Genomic DNA, 14,982 nt, shown 5'->3' with positions numbered 1-14,982 from the left:
GCCGGATGCGGCCGCGCGGCTGGCGCGCGGCGCTGCGCCTAGGCCCGCGGGCCCTGGCCGCTGCGAACGTTGGCGGCCTGCTGCAGGCGGCGCCGTTCGGCCTTCGTCGCGCCGACCGCGCCGGCCGCGCCGGCGCCGCCGGCCAGCGGCTGGCCGTCCTCGTCGACCGGCTGGTAGAGCCGCGCCGCGAGTCTCTCCGGGCCGCGCAGGCGCGCGACGCCGCGCACGACCACGCGCGTCGTCGACTCGCCGACGCGCAGCTCCAGGCGGTCACCGCGGCGCACCTCGGCGTCGGCGGCGAGCGGCTCGCCGGCGCTCGTGACGCGCCCCTCGGCGATCGCCTCAGCCCCGGCGGCGCGCGTCTTCACGAGCCGCGCGGCCCACAGCCAGGCGTCGGCCGGCACGGCTTCCAAGCTCTTGTCCATGCCGGGATCCTCCCACGCGGTGCCACAGCGGCGCGGCGTGGCGCCGCGAAGAGCAGTGCAGGTCTGCTGCGGCAGAGCAGCAGCAAAGCTGCAGTGCTCGGTCCTTCAGCCGCGCTGACCGCGCTCGCGCGCCTCTTCGAAGCGGCGGCGGTCGCGCTTGGTCGGCCGCGCGCCGCCGCCGGGCAGCTGCTGCTGGTTGGCCGCGCGGCGCTCCGCTGACAGCCGCTCGCGCAGCTCTCTGCTCTCGTCGGTCTCGTCGTAGAGGACGGCGGCGACTCTCGCCGAGCCGCGCATTCTCACGATCCCGCGCACGACGACCGAGATCCGCAGCTCGCCGTTGCGCAGCTCCAGGCTGTCGCCGGCTCTGATCTCCTTCGCCGGCTTGCACGGCTGGCCGTTGACCTTCACGCGGCCGGCCTTGACCGCCTCCGCGCCGAGCGCCCGCGTCTTCACGAGGCGGGAGACCCACAGCCATCTGTCGACGCGCATCGACTCGATCGGATCCATGCGCCGATCATCGCACGCGACCCGCCCGAGCCGCCTCCGCAGCGGCGGCGGCCGCTAGACTCCGCCGGGTCGCCGCGACTGGCGTTCACAGGTGGAGCACCACCGGGGACCGGCGACGTGGTTCTCTCCGCCGCGCGCCTGGGCAAGCCCGTTGTTCCGATCCCGCGAGAGGACCACCGCATGTCGAACACTGCCACCGTCACGATCCCTGACGACCTGAAGCCCTCCGACGGCCGCTTCGGCTGCGGTCCCTCGAAGGTCCGCCCGGAGCAGCTCGCTCGCCTCGCCGGCCCCGAGGGCGCCGCGCTGATGGGCACCTCGCACCGTCAGAAGCCGGTCAAGAACCTCGTCGGCAGCGTCCGCGCCGGCCTGCGCGAGCTGTTCCAGCTCCCGGACGGCTACGAGGTGATGCTCGGCAACGGCGGCACGACCGCCTTCTGGGACGCCGCGACCTTCGGGCTCGTGCGCGAGCGCGCCGCCCACCTCGTCTACGGCGAGTTCTCGAGCAAGTTCGCGAAGGCGACCAACGACGCGCCGTTCCTCGGCGACTCGATCGTGACGAAGGCCGACCCCGGCGACGCGCCGGCCCCGGCCGCGCAGCCCGACGCCGACGTGATCGGCTGGGCCCACAACGAGACCTCGACCGGCGTGATGGTCCCCGTCGAGCGGGTCGGCGACGGCCTCGTGCTGATCGACGCGACCTCGGGCGCCGGCGGCCTGCCGGTCAACGCCGCCGACGCCGACGTGTACTACTTCGCGCCGCAGAAGTGCTTCGCCTCCGACGGCGGCCTGTGGCTGGCGCTGCTCTCCCCCGCCGCGCAGGAGCGGATCGCCGAGATCGGCGCCTCCGACCGCTGGATCCCCGAGTTCCTCTCGCTGACGACCGCGCTCGACAACTCGAAGAAGGACCAGACCTACAACACGCCGGCGATCGCGACGCTCGTGCTGCTCGACGAGCAGCTGAAGTGGATGAACGGCAACGGCGGCCTCGACGGCATGGTCGCGCGCACGACGGCGTCGTCGTCGCATCTCTACGCGTGGGCCGAGGCGAGATCGTTCACCTCCCCGTACGTCGCCGACGCGGCGAAGCGCTCGCTGGTCGTCGGCACGGTCGACTTCGACGACGCGGTCGACGCCGCCGCCGTCGCCGCGACGCTGCGCGCGAACGGCATCGTCGACGTCGAGCCGTACCGCAAGCTCGGCCGCAACCAGCTGCGCGTCGCGATGTTCCCGGCGATCGAGCCGGACGACGTGAAGGCGCTGACCGCCTGCGTCGACTACGTCGTCGGCGAGCTGGGCTGAGCCGTCGCTGCACGGCCGGCGCCTCGCGCGCCGGCCGATGCGACCACTTGAAATACTCTGATTATTGGTGTTAGGGTCTCGCCGGGGCCGGACTCATCAATCAGGGGAGATGCCATGCTTCGTCCAGCACGGCTGACAATGATCGCCGCCTGCGCGGCCGCGATCGTCGCATTCACGGCTGCTCCGGCGTTCGCCGGAACGACCGCCGTAACGATCTCGGGCTGCGTGCTGAGAGCCACGTCGAGCGGCACGCCGCCGGCCAACGTGATCGTCAGCCCGACCACGGGCAGCTGCACGGTGAGCGGGATCACCGGCACCGCCACCACGACGGGCAACACGACGTTGACGACGCAGCCGGACGGCTCGGTCACGGCCGACACCATCGACGTGACGGTGAGAGCGACGATACTCATATTCGTCAGAGTCACCTGCCGCTACGTGGCGAGCAACGTCAACCTGCCGCTGGTCTCGTCCGGCCCGCCGACGTGGACCTACGAGACCGCCTCGGCGACCGCCAGAAAGGTCAGCGGACCCGACGAGTACTGCGGACCAGAGGTCACAGGCACGGCCAGAGCCGCAATCACGCCGTAACCCGAAGCTGACGTTCCGCGACGGTGCGCGCCGCGACCAGGCGGCGCGCCCGGCGCATCCGCGCGCGCCCGCCGCGCGTAGTCTCATCAGATGGGATCCCGTCGGCCGATCGTCGTCGTGCTCTCGCTGCTGGCGCTGACGGTGACCGCCTGCGGCGGCGGTGACGATGCGGGCGACGACGGCGAGCGCGCCGCGACGACCGCGACGGCGCCGGCCACGCCACCCGGCGGCGGGTCAGGCGGGTCAGGCGGGTCAGGCGGGTCAGGCGACCGCGGCTCTGGCGGCGGCTCGCGCGGCGACGTCGACAGCGCCGACCTCGCGATCGTGCGGCTGTGGGCCGCGACGCTCCAGCGCGGCGACGTCGACGGCGCGGCACGGCTGTTCGCGCTCCCGAGCGCCGTCGCCAACGGCACCAGACCGATCGCGCTGACGACGCGCGCGCAGGTGCGCGCGTTCAACCGCACGCTGCCGTGCGGCGCCGACGTGCTGTCGGCCAGAGCGGCGTCGCGCGGCTTCTTCATCGTCACCTTCCGCCTGACCGAGCGGCCAGGCGGCGACTGCGGCAGCGGCACCGGCAACACCGCCCGCGCCGCGTTCCACGTCACCGACGGGCTGATCGACCACTGGCTGCGCGTCGAGGACCTCGACGGGCTCGGGGTCGCGCCGGGGACGCCGTCCTAGCGCGCGGCGCGCCCCATCCCGCGCGGCTCAGCGCGCGTACAGCAGCTGGTTCGACGCGTTCAGGACGAGCAGCCAGCTCGCCGCCGCCGACGTCGGCCAGGTGTGGAACTCGCCCCACTTGGTGCCGTCGACGTTGCGGTCGGCGCCGATCGGCGCGACCGTGCCGTTGTCGGTCGAGCCGGTCAGCTGCGAGACGGCGGTCGTCGTCGCGGCGCTGGCGACGCCGAGCCGCTTCAGCGCCAGCGCCGCCTCGAACGTTCCCTCGCTCCAGACGACGTCGGGGCTGCCGGCGTCGAGGTACGGTCTGAAGCCGCTGTAGGGGCCGGCGCCGGCCGGCGTCTTGCGCGGCGCGATCAGGAAGCCGTTCCGCGCGAGGTTGTCGGCGACCTGCGTCGCGCGGCCATCGCCGCGCAGCTGCAGGTAGAGCGCGCCGAGCGCCTGCACGTCGGTCGGGACCGCTCTGTCCCCCACGCCCGCGATGAAGTACGCGTAGGCGCCGTTCTGCACGAGCGTCTTCGACAGCACCGCGTTGCCCATCGAGTTCTGGATGTCATGGAGCTGGCTGCCGGTCCACTCGCCCAGCTTCTTGTTGCCGGTGCCGATCTGGTCGACGACGTCGCGCAGCAGACCGATCGTCAGCAGGTTGTGCTGCGTCGAGACCCACGCCACGTCGCTGCCGCCCTTGACGAGGCCGTCGCTCGTGCGCAGCGCCAGCAGGTGGTCGAGCACGCCCTCGATCAGCTTGTCGTAGCGCGAGTTGCCGTACTGGCGACGGTAGGCGGAGGCGGCGAGGCCGACCCACGCCATCGCGCCGCTGCGCGCTCTGCCGGCGCCGACGCCGGTCTGCACGTTGTAGGCGAAGTCGAGCGAGCCGTCGGCGAGCTGGAGCGCTCTGAGCTGGTCGAGCAGCTGCTCGGCCTGGGCGCGCGCGCCGACGGAGAGGAAGGCGAAGACGGCGAGCGCGTTGTCATACGTCCACGAGTAGTTCGCCAGCGCCGCGTATCTCGGCTCCCCCGCCGGGATGTCGAACGAGCGCACGAGCAGCAGCTGCTCCTGCGCGGCGCTGCCGGGGGCGGCAGCGGAGGCGGCGGCGAGCGGCGCGGTGGCGGAGGCGGCGGCGAGCGCGCGGGTGTCGCGGCGCGCGGCCCCTCTGCGCGCCGGTCTGACGGCGATCGGGCCGACCTGACGCGCCAGCCAGCGGGCGAGGCGGCTGTCGGGCGCCGCCGCGCCCTTGCGCTGCGGCCAGGCGACGCGGACCTTGCCGCCGCGGCGCTGCGCGGCACGGCGGCGCTCGGCACCGTTCGTGCTGGAGGCGGCGGCGGAGGCGATCAGCGCGGCGGTCGTGTCGGCGGCGCCGGAGCTGCCGCCGTCGCCGGCGGGGATCGTCGGCGACGCGGTTGCGGTGGCGGGCAGGAGCGCGAACGCGGAGAGGACGGTCGCGAGCGAGATCGAGGTCGAGATCAAGGAGCGGTTCGGGGAGGCCATGGCTCCGCTATCGGCGCGATCCGCCCTGCTCAAGACCCGATCCGGCGCGTTCCCGCCCGTTTCATACGGCGCCGGTCAGCACCGCGACAATTCGGGTTCTGGAGTGGCCGTTGCAGGGCGATCTGGCGCGGAACGCGGTGGGCGGCGTGCTAGTGCGGCGCTGCCCGTGAGGCGCGCTACGCCAGCGACCAGTAGCCGTCGTTGGCATACGGCGCGAGCGTCGCGCCGGCCTGCTCCAGCTCCTCGCGCGCGGCCTCGATCGAGATGTCGCGGACGGCGGCCACCTCGGCGGTCGCGAGCGGGTACGGCGCCCAGCTGAGCAGCTCCGCGGCCGACTCCGGCGCCGCTCTCCGCGGCAGCTCCGGCAGCGCTCCGGCGAACGCGACCTCGTACGCCGCCCACGGCTGGAAGCCCGGCGCGGCGGTGCGGCGCTCGCCGGCGTCTACGACGGTCGAGCTGGCCGTGTAGCGCCAGCCCCGCTCGCCGTCGCGGGCGAGCTTGTGCGGCAGCGCGAGCGCCTCCGGCACCGGCGCGCGCGAGGCCTCCATGTCCTCCAGCAGCGCCGCCGCGACGGCCTCGTCGGTCAGCCACGCCTCGAGCTGCTCGGCCGCGATCCCGACGTCGGCGGCCGCGGCGCGCAGCGTCGCCGGCTCGTCGATCGCCTCGCCGGCCGAGTGCACGCGCACGCGGATCGCGCGCAGCAGCCTGTCGGCGGCCGCCTCTCCGCCGCTCAGGCGAGCGCCGACGATCGCCGCGCAGGCAGACCGCGTCGCCGCCAGGTGCGTCGGCTCGCGCACCGCCATCGGCATCCCGTACTCGTCGCGCATGCGCTCGCCGTTGGCGACCAGCATCTCGGCCGTGAACGGCAGGTCGGCGAACTCGCCGCGCTCGGTGCGCAGCACGATCTGCCGCACGCGCACGTCGACACCGTCTCCGTACGCCCAGCGCAGCTGGAGGTCCTGGCGCTGGGCGTTGAAGCCGAACGGGCAGCCGGGGTCGGTGAAGATCGTGACGGTTGCTGCGGCGGCCATGCGGATGCTCCCGGGACGAGGGTTCGACGGCCGTCGAAGGTTACCCCGGGAGCCTCACCCCACTCGCTTCGCGCGGATCTGCACGTTGATCTCGGTGCAGACTCTCAGCCCCTTCCCTCTCGTTCTGCCGCACGCCCCTCTTCTGACGACCCGTCTGATCGTCCGCGTCGCGCCGACCTTCATCGCCTGCAGCTCGCGCGTCCCGCTCGGCAGCAGGAATCTGTCCAGCTTCGGCGCGGTCGGGCCGAGCGGCAGACCTTCCGTTCTCGGCTCCTCGCATCTGCTGAAGTCGGCCATCGGGGAGGCGATGACGGTGATCCCGCGGTCGCTCACCATCATCGACAGGAAGCCTCTGCGGACCGGGCCCTCGGTCGAGCCGCAGTCGTCGGAGCCTCTGTCGTCGAAGACCTCGCCCGTGCACGGCCCGTACTCGCTCGACGGCCCGCACGGCGAGCAGCCCTCGACGTCGGGCTTGTAGTGCGCGCGGAACCGCCAGTGGCGATAGATGTGCGCGGTCGGTTGCAGGTCGGAGCTGACCTGCCCCCAGATGCTGTCGTTGACCGGATTGCGGATCAGACCGACGTTGAAGGTGCGGCCTGACTCCATCTCGAACGCGACGGTCGATCTGGCGGTCGTCCAGTTGGCGCAGTCCTCGGGGTAGTCGCCCTCCTCGAGGTTCGAGACGACGCTCTGGTAGGCGGTCAGGTTCACCTTGTACTTGGGCGTGGCGGCGGCGGCGGCCGTCGCGCTGCCGGCGAACCCGAACGCCGCCGCAGCCGCGACCAGCGCGAGCGCCGTCCGCACGACCGTTGTCCGCGCGAGCATCCGCACCAGCGCGCTCATCCGATCCGCCGCACGACGACGACCACCGTGTACGCGACGCACGATCTGAAGCCGACCCCGCGCAGCCGTCTGCAGCCGCCCGCTCTGTCGACCGTCGTCTCGCGCCGGAAGGTGTGCTCCTTGTACAGCCCCATCCGCGCGAGCGTCTGCGGCGCCTCCTTGAAGCGGACCGTCTCCAGTCTCCACTGCATCGTTCCGCGCGGCGCTGCCTTGGGCGGCTCGGGACATCTCTCAAGCTCCTTGTCGAGGTTCGGGACGGCTCCGACCGACAGGCCGGCGTCGGTCAGCGAGAGCACGATCAGCCCTCTGCCGCGCGGCGGCGCGCAGCGCGGTCTCGCGGTCTCGTCGGGCGGCGCGGCGCCGCTGCACTGGCCGTACTCGCTGTTGGGGCCGCACGGCGAGCAGCCGGCGACGTCCGGGACGGAGTGCGAGCGCCAGTCGAGCGTGCGGCGCAGTTCGGAGAGGCCCCAGTTGGAGCCGTCGAAGGTGCCGACCAGGCCGCCGAACGGCAGCCGCTGGACTCTCATCGTGCGGGTCCCCTGCTGCGCGACGCCGAGGTTCGATCTGCCCTCGGCGAACTGCCACGTTCTGCATCTGTTCGGATAGCCGCTGACCTGCGAGCGCCACTCCTCCGACTGGTGGATGTCGATCGACTTGATCAGATAGGTGCGGTCGCCGGTGTCGGCGGCGGCGGCGTGCGCGACGGGGGCCGCGAGCGCCAGGGCGGCGGCCGCGGCGGCCGCGACGCCCGCGGCCAGACGGGCGCGCACGACCGCGCGCGAGACGTCAAGCATGCGCATCGCTCAGCGCACCGCGATCGTCGCGGTCCGGACCGCGGCGGCGCCGCTCTTCGGCGTGAACGTGACGCGCAGCGTCAGCCGCGCGCCGCGCGTGATCTGCCGTGCGCCGGCACCCGCCGGTCTCAGCACCAGCGTCCGTCTGCCGGCGCCGGTCAGCGTCGTGCGCGCCGCCCCGAGCGCGAGCGTGCGCGGTCTGCGGCCGGCGGCGGCCGCTGTGCGAAGCGTCAGCGTCGCCCGCAGCGTGCCGGCCCCGGAGGCGCTGACGGTCGCCCGCAGCGCCTTGCGCAGCGCGTTCGCGCGGCCGTTGGGCGCGACGGCCACGGCGAGCGTCGTCGCGGTCGTGATCGTCGGGCGGCCGGGATCGAGCGGGCCGGGCGGCGTCGGCTGCGGTGGGTCAGGCGTGGGATCTCTGCCCGGATTCGTGCCATCTCTGCCGGGATCTGCGGGATCCGTGCCGGGATCTGTGGGATCTCTGCCCGGATCAGTGGGATCTCTGCCGGGGTCGGCCGGGTCTCTCTCCCCCGGATCGGCCGGATCTCTTCTGCCCGGATCGGTCGGATCTCTTCTGCCCGGATCGGTCGGATCTCTTCTGCCGGGATCGACCGGCGGCGTCAGCGTCGCGGTCGAGAAGGCCGGCGTGACGCCCGACGCCGACAGCGTCACGAGACCGCCGGTCGGGCAGGTCGTCGCGTTCGACGCCGTCACCGTCGCGACGCGCAGGCCGCCGGCGTCGCTCCAGGCGACCTGCGTCCCGTCGGGCGACAGCGCCGCCCATCCGATCCCGCTCGCCGGCAGCAGGCACTGCGAGGTGACCGCGCCGGCGGTGCTGCCGACGGTCCCCTGCCAGCCGGCGATCACGACGCGCCCATCGCCGCGCAGCACGAGCACGCGCGTGCCCGCGCGGTTGACCTCGGCCGCCAGCAGCGGCGCGTGGGCGGGGTCACTCAGCCAGCTTCTGAACTGCAGCGGCTGCGTCTCGAACCAGATCTCGCCGTTCTTCGACGTCACCAGGCGGCTGCCGAACCAGGTCGGGTTGTACTGGCCGGGCTGGTCGATCGCCGGCGCGGTCGGGCTGCCGGGCGCGGCCGGGTTGACGATCGCGTAGCGGTCGTCGAAGCCGCCGTTCGGATAGCCCGAGTACGGCCCGTAGTTGAGCCGGTAGGTGTACGCGAGCGAGCTGCCGCTCGCGTTCACGCGCGCCCACGTCGGACCGATGTTCGGCCAGCCGGCGCCTCTCCACGGCATCACGTTGAGCGTCGGCTGCGCCGCACCGCGCGGCAGCGTCCAGATCATGCGGTTGGTCGAGGAGCCCTTGATCGCCGTGATCGTGCCGGCGTCGTCGACCGATGGGAAGGAGTAGTAGGCGCTCGCGCTGCCGTCGGTGGTCACGCGCTGCTTGATCGCGCCGTCGGGCGAGGCTGCCCAGACGTCGTCGCCGTCGCGGTAGACGAGCATCGTCGCGGAGGCCGGCGTGGCGGCTGCCGCGGCGGCGGCGAGCGCGGTCGCCAGGAGCGTCAGCGGGCGACCGTGGGCGGCGGCCGCAACGGCGGCGGCACACGCCGCGAGGCGCCCGCCGCGGGATGACGGAGAAGGCATCCTGGCATCCTGGGCCTCTGCCATTTGGGTGACATGGGAGGGATATCCCTCAATGCTCCTCGGGAGGTTGCGGGTAGCGTGTCGCACGTGTTCAGTCGTGTGGTGGAATTCGCTCCGCCGCTGGCAGGCCGCAACCAGGAGCTGGCCGCGGGCGACCGCGTTCTGGAGGCGATCCGTCGCGGCAAGCCGGGGGTGCTGGAGCTGGTCGGCGAGGCCGGCATCGGCAAGACGGTGCTGTCGAGCGCGATCGCCGCGCGCGCCGAGCAGGCCGGGATAGCCGTGCTGCGGACGCGCGCCGCCGCCTTCGAGCGCGACGTGCCCTACGGCCTCTGGGTCGAGCTGCTCGACGACGCCGTCGCGGCGCTGCCGCCGACGGCGGTCGACGGCCTCGGCCGCGGCCACCTGCATGAGCTGGGCCGCCTCCTGCCCGCGCTGCGCGAGACCGAGGCCGGCGGCGCCGGCGGCGGTCCCGACGACGTCGCCGACGCCTCTTCCGCGGCCGCCCGCTTCCGTCTCCACCGCGCGGTCGGCGCGCTCGTCGCCACGCTCGCCAGCCGCGGGCCGCTCGTGCTCGCGCTCGACGACCTCCACTGGGCCGACCCGGCCGGGCTGGAGTTGGTCCTCCACCTCCTGCGCCACCCGCCCGACGCGGGTGTCCTGTTCCTGCTCGCGAGCCGGCCGGGCGCCGCCGCCAGCGCGCTCGCCGAGGCCGCGCGCGACATACCTTCGCTGGCGCAGATCGAGCTGGGCCCGCTCGGCGACGCCGACGCGCGCACGCTGCTCGGCGACACCGAGGAGCCCGAGCAGCTGCTCGCGCGCGCCCGCGGCAACCCCTGCTTCCTGCTGGCGCTGGCGCGCGCCGATCGCCGCGGGGCTGCCGTGCCGCGCACGATCATCGCGGCGGTCGACAGCTCCGTGCGCCAGCTGAGCGCGCCCGCGCGCAGACTGCTGGAGGGTGCCGCGCTCGCCGGCGACCCGTTCGACGTGCAGCTCGCGGAGGTCGCGGCCGGCGTCCCCGGCTGCACGACCACGAACGCGATCGACGAGCTGATCGAGGCCGGCTTCGTCGCGCTCGACGGCGGCGATCTGCGCTGTCGCTTCCGCCACCCGCTCGTGCGCCAATCGGTGCACGACAGAATCGGCCTCGAGCGCCGCCGCACCGGCCATGCCGCGCTCGCCGTCGCGCTGCGCGAGCGCGGTGCCGCGCCGGGCACGCTCGCGCCCCACGTCGCCGCCGCCGCGGAGCCCGGCGACGAGGCGGCGATCAAGCTGCTCGACGCCGCCGCGCTCGACGCCCACGCGGTCGCCCCCGACGCCGCCGCGCGCTGGCTGGAAGCCGCCGACCGGCTGCTGCCGACGACGCCCGAGCAGGCCGAGCGACGGCTCGGGCTGCGGCTGCGGCGCTCGCTCGCGCTCGCCGCCGGCGGCCGCGTCGAAGAAGCGCACGGCGTGCTGCTCTCCGTCCACGACAGCCTTCCGCCCGGCTCGCCGTTGGCGGTGCCCGTGATCGTCCAGCTCGCCCAGATCGAGCGCGCCAGCGGCCGTGCGCACGACTCGCGCGCGCGGCTGGAGCGAGCGCTCGCGGCCGGCGTCGCGACGACGCCCGCTGACGAGGCGCGGCTTCACCTCGGGCTCGCCTTCGACTACGTGCAGCTGCACGACCGCGCCGCCGGCGAGGCGGTGCGCGCCGCGCTCGCCGCCGCCGAGCGCGCCGACTCGCTGCTGGCGATCGCATCCGCGCGCGCCTGCGCCGGCATGCTGGCCGGCTGGGAAGGCGACCACGCCGTTGCCGCGGCCGCCGTCGAGCAGGCGCTCGAGGAGCTGACGCGGATCGGCGACGAGGAGCTGATGCAGGGCCTGGAGACGGTCCACATGCTCGCGCTGATGGCGATCGCGCAGGAGCGCTACGGGGACGCCGACGCGCTGCTGGCGCGCGGCGCGACGCTGGCGCGGCGCTCCGGCCAGGACTTCGCGCTCTCCGCGCTGCTGACCTTCCGCGGGATGACGCGCTGGAACCTCGGCGACATGCCGGGGGCGCTCGCGAGCGTCGAGGAGGGCGTCGAGACGGCGCGGCTGATCAGAGCCGAGGCGATCCTCGGCCACGCGCTCTCGCTCGCGTGCAACCTGCATGTCAGAGCGGGCGACCGCGCCGCCGGCGAGCGCGCCGGCAACGAGGCGCTGCGGATCTTGGCGCGCCAGCAGGACGACGTGCTGACGGCGACCAGCCGCCTCAACGCCGTCCTCTTCATGGCGCTCGACGTCGACCCCGCGAAGGCGCTGCGCGAGGCGACGGCCGCCGCCGGCCAGGGGCTGGAGGGCACCGACGCGTCGTGGACCTGCCAGCTGGCCGAGTACCTGATCATCTGCGCGCTGAGCGTCGGCGACCGCGCCGCCGCGCGTGCCTGGGCCGAGCAGGCGACGACCGTCTCACGCCACGCGAACCTGCCGCTGGCGCTGACGAAGGCCGCCTCCTCGCGCGCGCTCGTGCTGTCGGCCGACGGCGACCACGCCGCCGCGATCACGGATGCCGAGGAGGGCGTCGCGCGCGCCACGCCGTTCGGACGGCCGCACCTCGCCTTCGCGCGCAGCGTGCTCGGCCGCGTGCTGGCCGCCGCCGGAAGGGGCGAGGCCGCGACGGTCGAGCTGCACGCGGCCGCGGCCGAGTTCGCCGCCTGCGGACTGCAGCGCGCGCACGACCAGACGGCGCGTGAGATCCGCAGGCTCGGCGGGCGCGTCGCCGGCCGTGTCGGGCGCGCGGCCGGGGTCGAGGGGCTCGACGAGCTGTCCGACCGCGAGCGCGAGATCGCGCGGCTGGTCGCTGAGGGCACGCCCAACAAGCGGATCGCGCTGATGCTGCACCTGTCGGAGAAGACGGTCGCCAACCACCTCACGAACGTCTACGCGAAGCTCGGCCTGCGCGGGCGGACCGAGCTGGCGGCGCTCGTCGCGAGCGCCGCCAACGCGGCATAGCTCAGCTCAGACGAATCTTCTGACGAACGCGAGCGCGGTGTCGGCGACCTCGCGCCAGCCGCTGTCGATCGTCAGCGCGTGGCCGCGGCCTCTGATCTCGACGATCTCGGTCACGCCCTCGTTGCGCTTCTGCTTCTTGAAGGAGGCGTTCGCGACCGCCCACGGCACCGTGTGGTCCTTCTCGCCGGAGACGATCAGCAGCGGGCCGCGCTCGGGGTTCTTGCTGTTGACCTTCACCTCGGTCCACGGGTTGAAGTTGGCGGTCGCCGCCTGGAACAGCGCCGCGCCCGGGGCCGGCACCGCGAACTCGTGGTAGAGCTGCTTCGCCTCGTCCTCGCTGACGGCGTTGGCGAAGCCGTAGCGGAACTGCTCGTAGGTGAGCGGCACCGCGCGGTTGCGGTTGGCCGGGTTGCCGAGCACCGGGCGCGAGGACTTCAGCGTCGAGATCGGCAGCGGCAGCACGCCGCGGAACGGCGCCGGGTCGATCGCGACCGACACCGCGGAGCGACCGCGGCCGGCGAGGATCTGCGTCAGCAGACCGCCGAAGGAGTGGCCGATCACGGCCGGCTTCTTGTCGAGTCTCGCGATGATCTCCTCGAAGTGGTCGGCGACGTCGCCGACGGTCTTCTTCGCCATCACCTCGGGATGGGCGTTGGCCTCCTCGACCGTCTCCGGGTCGTCGGGCCAGCCCGGCGTCAGCGCCGTGTAGCCGGCCTCCTCGAAGAGCGTGACCCAGCGGTCCCAGCTGCTCGGCAGCAGCCACAGCCCGTGGACGAAGACGACGGGCTGCAACCCCGTTCTGTTCGCCTCCGCGACCTGCTCGGCTTCGTGCTCGGTGATCGTCGTCGCCATGCGATTCGCCTCTGTTCGCGATTGATCCTGCGCGTTCGATCGCCCCGGGGACGGCGTTCGCTCGCGGGCGCCATCATCGCACCGCGCAGGGCGGTCGCCTAGAGCCCGAGCGACTCCTGCGCGCGGTCGCCGATCAGCCCCGCGATCGCGAGCGCCGAGGTCGCCGCGGGCGACGGCGCGTTGCGGACGTGGAGCGTGTCGGGCGCGTCCGCGAAGACGAAGTCGTCGACCAGCTTCCCGTCGCGCGAGATCGCCTGCGCGCGCACGCCGGCCTGGCCCGGCAGCAGGTCGCTCGCCTTCAGCTCCGGCACGTAGTCCGCGCAGGCGGCGGCGAAGGCGCGGCGGCTGGCGGCGAGCCGCAGCTCGTCGGCGCCGCTGCGCCAGTACCTGGCGATCACCCGCCAGGTGCCGGGCCACGCCAGCGTCTCGCGCAGGTCGGCGAGGTCGAGGCGGCCGAGGCGGTAGGCGTCGCGTGCGCCGACCAGCAGCGCGGTCGGCCCGGCCCACACCTCGCCGGAGACATGGCGCGTCAGGTGGACGCCGAGGAACGGCAGCGACGGATCCGGGACCGGGTAGATCAGCCCTCTGACGAGCGGAGCGGCCCGCGGCGTCAGCTTCAGGTACTGGCCGCGGAACGGCACGATCCGCGGGTCGGCGGCGGCGCCGGCGGCGCGCGCGAGCCGGTCGGACCAGAGGCCGGCGCAGAAGATCGCGCGGCGGGCGATCGTCGGCTCGGCAGCGGGATGGTGCAGCACGATCTCGCTTTCCCGGCTGCTCCTGCCGCCGATCCCGATCGGCGCCGGGCGGCGCTCGACGCGGACGACCTCGCGGCCGAGCGCGAGCGTCCCGCCGGCCGCGACGACGTCGTCGGCGAGCGCGCGAGCGACCGCCGGGAAGTCGACGATCGCGGTGTTGGGCGAGTGCAGCGCGGCGACGCCGACCGCATGCGGCTCGACCTCGCGGAGGGCGGCGGCGTCGAGTCGTCTGAGGCCGGGCACGCCGTTGGCGCGGCCGCGCCGCTCCAGCTCCTCCAGCCGGCCCAGCTCGTCGTTGGAGCGGGCGACGATCAGCTTGCCGCAGCGGTCGAGCGCGATCCCGCGCTCCTCGCAGAAGGCGCTCAGGCGGGCGGCACCGTCGACGCAGAGACGGGCCTTCAGCGAGCCGGGCTCGTAGTAGATGCCGGCATGCACGACGCCGCTGTTGTGACCGGTCTGATGCGCGCCGACCCGCTCCTCCTTGTCGACGACGACGACCTTCAGCCGCGGCTGCCGCCGCATCAGCTCGCGCGCGACCGCGAGTCCGACGATCCCCGCCCCGACGACCGCGAGGTCAAAGCGTCCTGCTCCACTCCCGTTCATTGCGGCTGAACATACCTGACAGCGCTCTCACATGGGAGGTTCGCGGCCGTGGCCGGGCGGTTTCGCGGCGGCGGCGAGCCCGGCCGCGCGGCTTCGACACCGGAGGCGCGAGAATGCGCCGATGAGCGAATCCCCCCGGTCGCGGGTCGCCGGCCTCGTGCTCGCCGCCGGCGCCGCGCGGCGGTTCGGCGCGGCGAAGCAGCTCGCACCGCTCGACGGCCGGCCGCTGTTGGAGCACGCGCTCGCCGCGATGGCTGCCGCCGGCCTCCCGCGCGTCGCCGTCGCGCTCGGCGCGCACGCGCAGGAGATCGCGGCGGCGGTCGAGCTGCATGGGGCCGAGGTCGTCGTCGTGACCGACTGGGAGGAAGGCCTCGCCGCCTCGCTGCGCGCCGGCGTCGCCGCCCTCGCTCCGCATGCGGACGCGATCGTCGTGACGCTCGGCGACCAGCCGCGCGTGCGGCCGGAGGCGATCGCGCGGGTGGCGGCGGCAGGCGCCGCGGGCGCATCGGCGGCGGGCGGCGATGCGGCGGGCGACGGCGCG

At 74.1% G+C, this 14,982-nt stretch carries 14 protein-coding genes and 1 riboswitch; of the genes, 5 read left to right on the top strand and 9 right to left on the bottom strand.

The window, feature by feature from the left end:
• Positions 1-38: 38 nt before the first annotated feature.
• Both R7226_RS22595 and R7226_RS22590 read right to left on the bottom strand, forming a co-directional pair.
• Positions 39-425, bottom strand: a complete 387-nt coding sequence (locus tag R7226_RS22595) for an RNA-binding S4 domain-containing protein (protein ID WP_318599615.1) — start codon at positions 423-425, stop codon at positions 39-41.
• Positions 426-530: 105 nt separating this feature from the next.
• Positions 531-932: an RNA-binding S4 domain-containing protein gene (locus R7226_RS22590; protein WP_318599614.1), complete on the bottom strand. Its 402-nt coding sequence runs from the start codon at positions 930-932 to the stop codon at positions 531-533.
• A gap of 64 nt (positions 933-996) precedes the next feature.
• A riboswitch (ZMP/ZTP riboswitch) is annotated at positions 997-1,083 on the top strand.
• 29 nt (positions 1,084-1,112) lie between these two features.
• Between R7226_RS22590 and serC the strand changes: the two genes are divergently transcribed.
• The 3 genes from serC to R7226_RS22575 all read left to right on the top strand — a co-directional run bounded on the left by serC (position 1,113) and on the right by R7226_RS22575 (position 3,506).
• Positions 1,113-2,234, top strand: coding sequence for a phosphoserine transaminase (gene serC / locus R7226_RS22585; RefSeq protein WP_318599613.1), 1,122 nt, complete (start codon positions 1,113-1,115; stop codon positions 2,232-2,234).
• 114 nt (positions 2,235-2,348) lie between these two features.
• Positions 2,349-2,825 carry a hypothetical protein gene (locus R7226_RS22580; protein WP_318599612.1) on the top strand — a complete coding sequence of 159 codons (477 nt, stop codon included), beginning with the start codon at positions 2,349-2,351 and terminating at the stop codon, positions 2,823-2,825.
• A 90-nt stretch (positions 2,826-2,915) separates the two neighbouring features.
• Positions 2,916-3,506 (top strand): nuclear transport factor 2 family protein, encoded by a 591-nt coding sequence (locus R7226_RS22575; protein WP_318599611.1) that lies wholly within the window; start codon positions 2,916-2,918, stop codon positions 3,504-3,506.
• Between the two features lie 27 nt (positions 3,507-3,533).
• Here the strand turns inward: R7226_RS22575 and R7226_RS22570 are convergent, their stop codons facing one another.
• From R7226_RS22570 to R7226_RS22550, 5 genes are all read right to left on the bottom strand, one after another.
• Positions 3,534-4,991, bottom strand: coding sequence for a hypothetical protein (locus R7226_RS22570; RefSeq protein WP_318599610.1), 1,458 nt, complete (start codon positions 4,989-4,991; stop codon positions 3,534-3,536).
• A 176-nt stretch (positions 4,992-5,167) separates the two neighbouring features.
• On the bottom strand, positions 5,168-6,022 hold the full coding sequence (locus R7226_RS22565) for a DsbA family protein (RefSeq protein WP_318599608.1): 855 nt from the start codon (positions 6,020-6,022) through the stop codon (positions 5,168-5,170).
• Positions 6,023-6,076: 54 nt separating this feature from the next.
• Positions 6,077-6,865, bottom strand: coding sequence for a hypothetical protein (locus R7226_RS22560; protein WP_318599606.1), 789 nt, complete (start codon positions 6,863-6,865; stop codon positions 6,077-6,079).
• Complete coding sequence (locus R7226_RS22555) at positions 6,862-7,659, bottom strand: hypothetical protein (protein WP_318599605.1); 798 nt, start codon at positions 7,657-7,659, stop codon at positions 6,862-6,864. The genes R7226_RS22560 and R7226_RS22555 overlap by 4 nt, the downstream gene beginning before the upstream one ends.
• 9 nt (positions 7,660-7,668) lie before the next feature.
• Positions 7,669-9,261, bottom strand: a complete 1,593-nt coding sequence (locus R7226_RS22550) for a hypothetical protein (protein WP_318599604.1) — start codon at positions 9,259-9,261, stop codon at positions 7,669-7,671.
• Positions 9,262-9,363: 102 nt separating this feature from the next.
• Here R7226_RS22550 and R7226_RS22545 point away from each other — a divergent pair, with 102 nt between their 5' ends.
• Positions 9,364-12,231, top strand: coding sequence for a helix-turn-helix transcriptional regulator (locus R7226_RS22545; protein ID WP_318599603.1), 2,868 nt, complete (start codon positions 9,364-9,366; stop codon positions 12,229-12,231).
• A 6-nt stretch (positions 12,232-12,237) separates the two neighbouring features.
• Here the strand turns inward: R7226_RS22545 and R7226_RS22540 are convergent, their stop codons facing one another.
• Together R7226_RS22540 and lhgO are read right to left on the bottom strand one after the other, a co-directional pair.
• Entirely contained in the window at positions 12,238-13,083 is an 846-nt protein-coding gene (locus tag R7226_RS22540) for an alpha/beta hydrolase (protein WP_318599602.1), read from the bottom strand.
• Positions 13,084-13,181: 98 nt separating this feature from the next.
• Positions 13,182-14,441: an L-2-hydroxyglutarate oxidase gene (gene lhgO / locus R7226_RS22535; RefSeq protein WP_318599601.1), complete on the bottom strand. Its 1,260-nt coding sequence runs from the start codon at positions 14,439-14,441 to the stop codon at positions 13,182-13,184.
• A gap of 121 nt (positions 14,442-14,562) precedes the next feature.
• Here lhgO and R7226_RS22530 point away from each other — a divergent pair.
• Positions 14,563-14,982, top strand: a 420-nt coding sequence (locus tag R7226_RS22530; RefSeq protein ID WP_318599600.1) for a nucleotidyltransferase family protein, incomplete at its 3' end; no start/stop codon positions are given.

The sequence above is a fragment of the Conexibacter stalactiti genome, from assembly GCF_033542075.1.
Classification (GTDB): Bacteria; Actinomycetota; Thermoleophilia; order Solirubrobacterales; family Solirubrobacteraceae; genus Conexibacter; species Conexibacter stalactiti.
The sequence above is the reverse complement of the archived record's forward strand: the minus strand, read 5'-3'. Positions and strand labels throughout refer to the sequence as shown.

What these genes read in the sequence shown, in the direction of transcription:
- R7226_RS22595 (WP_318599615.1), bottom strand. Translation starts at nt 425, where the DNA reads ATGGACAAGAGCTTGGAAGCCGTGCCGGCCGACGCCTGGCTGTGGGCC.
- R7226_RS22590 (WP_318599614.1), bottom strand. Translation starts at nt 932, where the DNA reads ATGGATCCGATCGAGTCGATGCGCGTCGACAGATGGCTGTGGGTCTCC.
- serC (WP_318599613.1), top strand. Translation starts at nt 1,113, where the DNA reads ATGTCGAACACTGCCACCGTCACGATCCCTGACGACCTGAAGCCCTCC.
- R7226_RS22580 (WP_318599612.1), top strand. Translation starts at nt 2,349, where the DNA reads ATGCTTCGTCCAGCACGGCTGACAATGATCGCCGCCTGCGCGGCCGCG.
- R7226_RS22575 (WP_318599611.1), top strand. Translation starts at nt 2,916, where the DNA reads ATGGGATCCCGTCGGCCGATCGTCGTCGTGCTCTCGCTGCTGGCGCTG.
- R7226_RS22570 (WP_318599610.1), bottom strand. Translation starts at nt 4,991, where the DNA reads ATGGCCTCCCCGAACCGCTCCTTGATCTCGACCTCGATCTCGCTCGCG.
- R7226_RS22565 (WP_318599608.1), bottom strand. Translation starts at nt 6,022, where the DNA reads ATGGCCGCCGCAGCAACCGTCACGATCTTCACCGACCCCGGCTGCCCG.
- R7226_RS22560 (WP_318599606.1), bottom strand. Translation starts at nt 6,865, where the DNA reads ATGAGCGCGCTGGTGCGGATGCTCGCGCGGACAACGGTCGTGCGGACG.
- R7226_RS22555 (WP_318599605.1), bottom strand. Translation starts at nt 7,659, where the DNA reads ATGCTTGACGTCTCGCGCGCGGTCGTGCGCGCCCGTCTGGCCGCGGGC.
- R7226_RS22550 (WP_318599604.1), bottom strand. Translation starts at nt 9,261, where the DNA reads ATGCCTTCTCCGTCATCCCGCGGCGGGCGCCTCGCGGCGTGTGCCGCC.
- R7226_RS22540 (WP_318599602.1), bottom strand. Translation starts at nt 13,083, where the DNA reads ATGGCGACGACGATCACCGAGCACGAAGCCGAGCAGGTCGCGGAGGCG.
- lhgO (WP_318599601.1), bottom strand. Translation starts at nt 14,441, where the DNA reads ATGAACGGGAGTGGAGCAGGACGCTTTGACCTCGCGGTCGTCGGGGCG.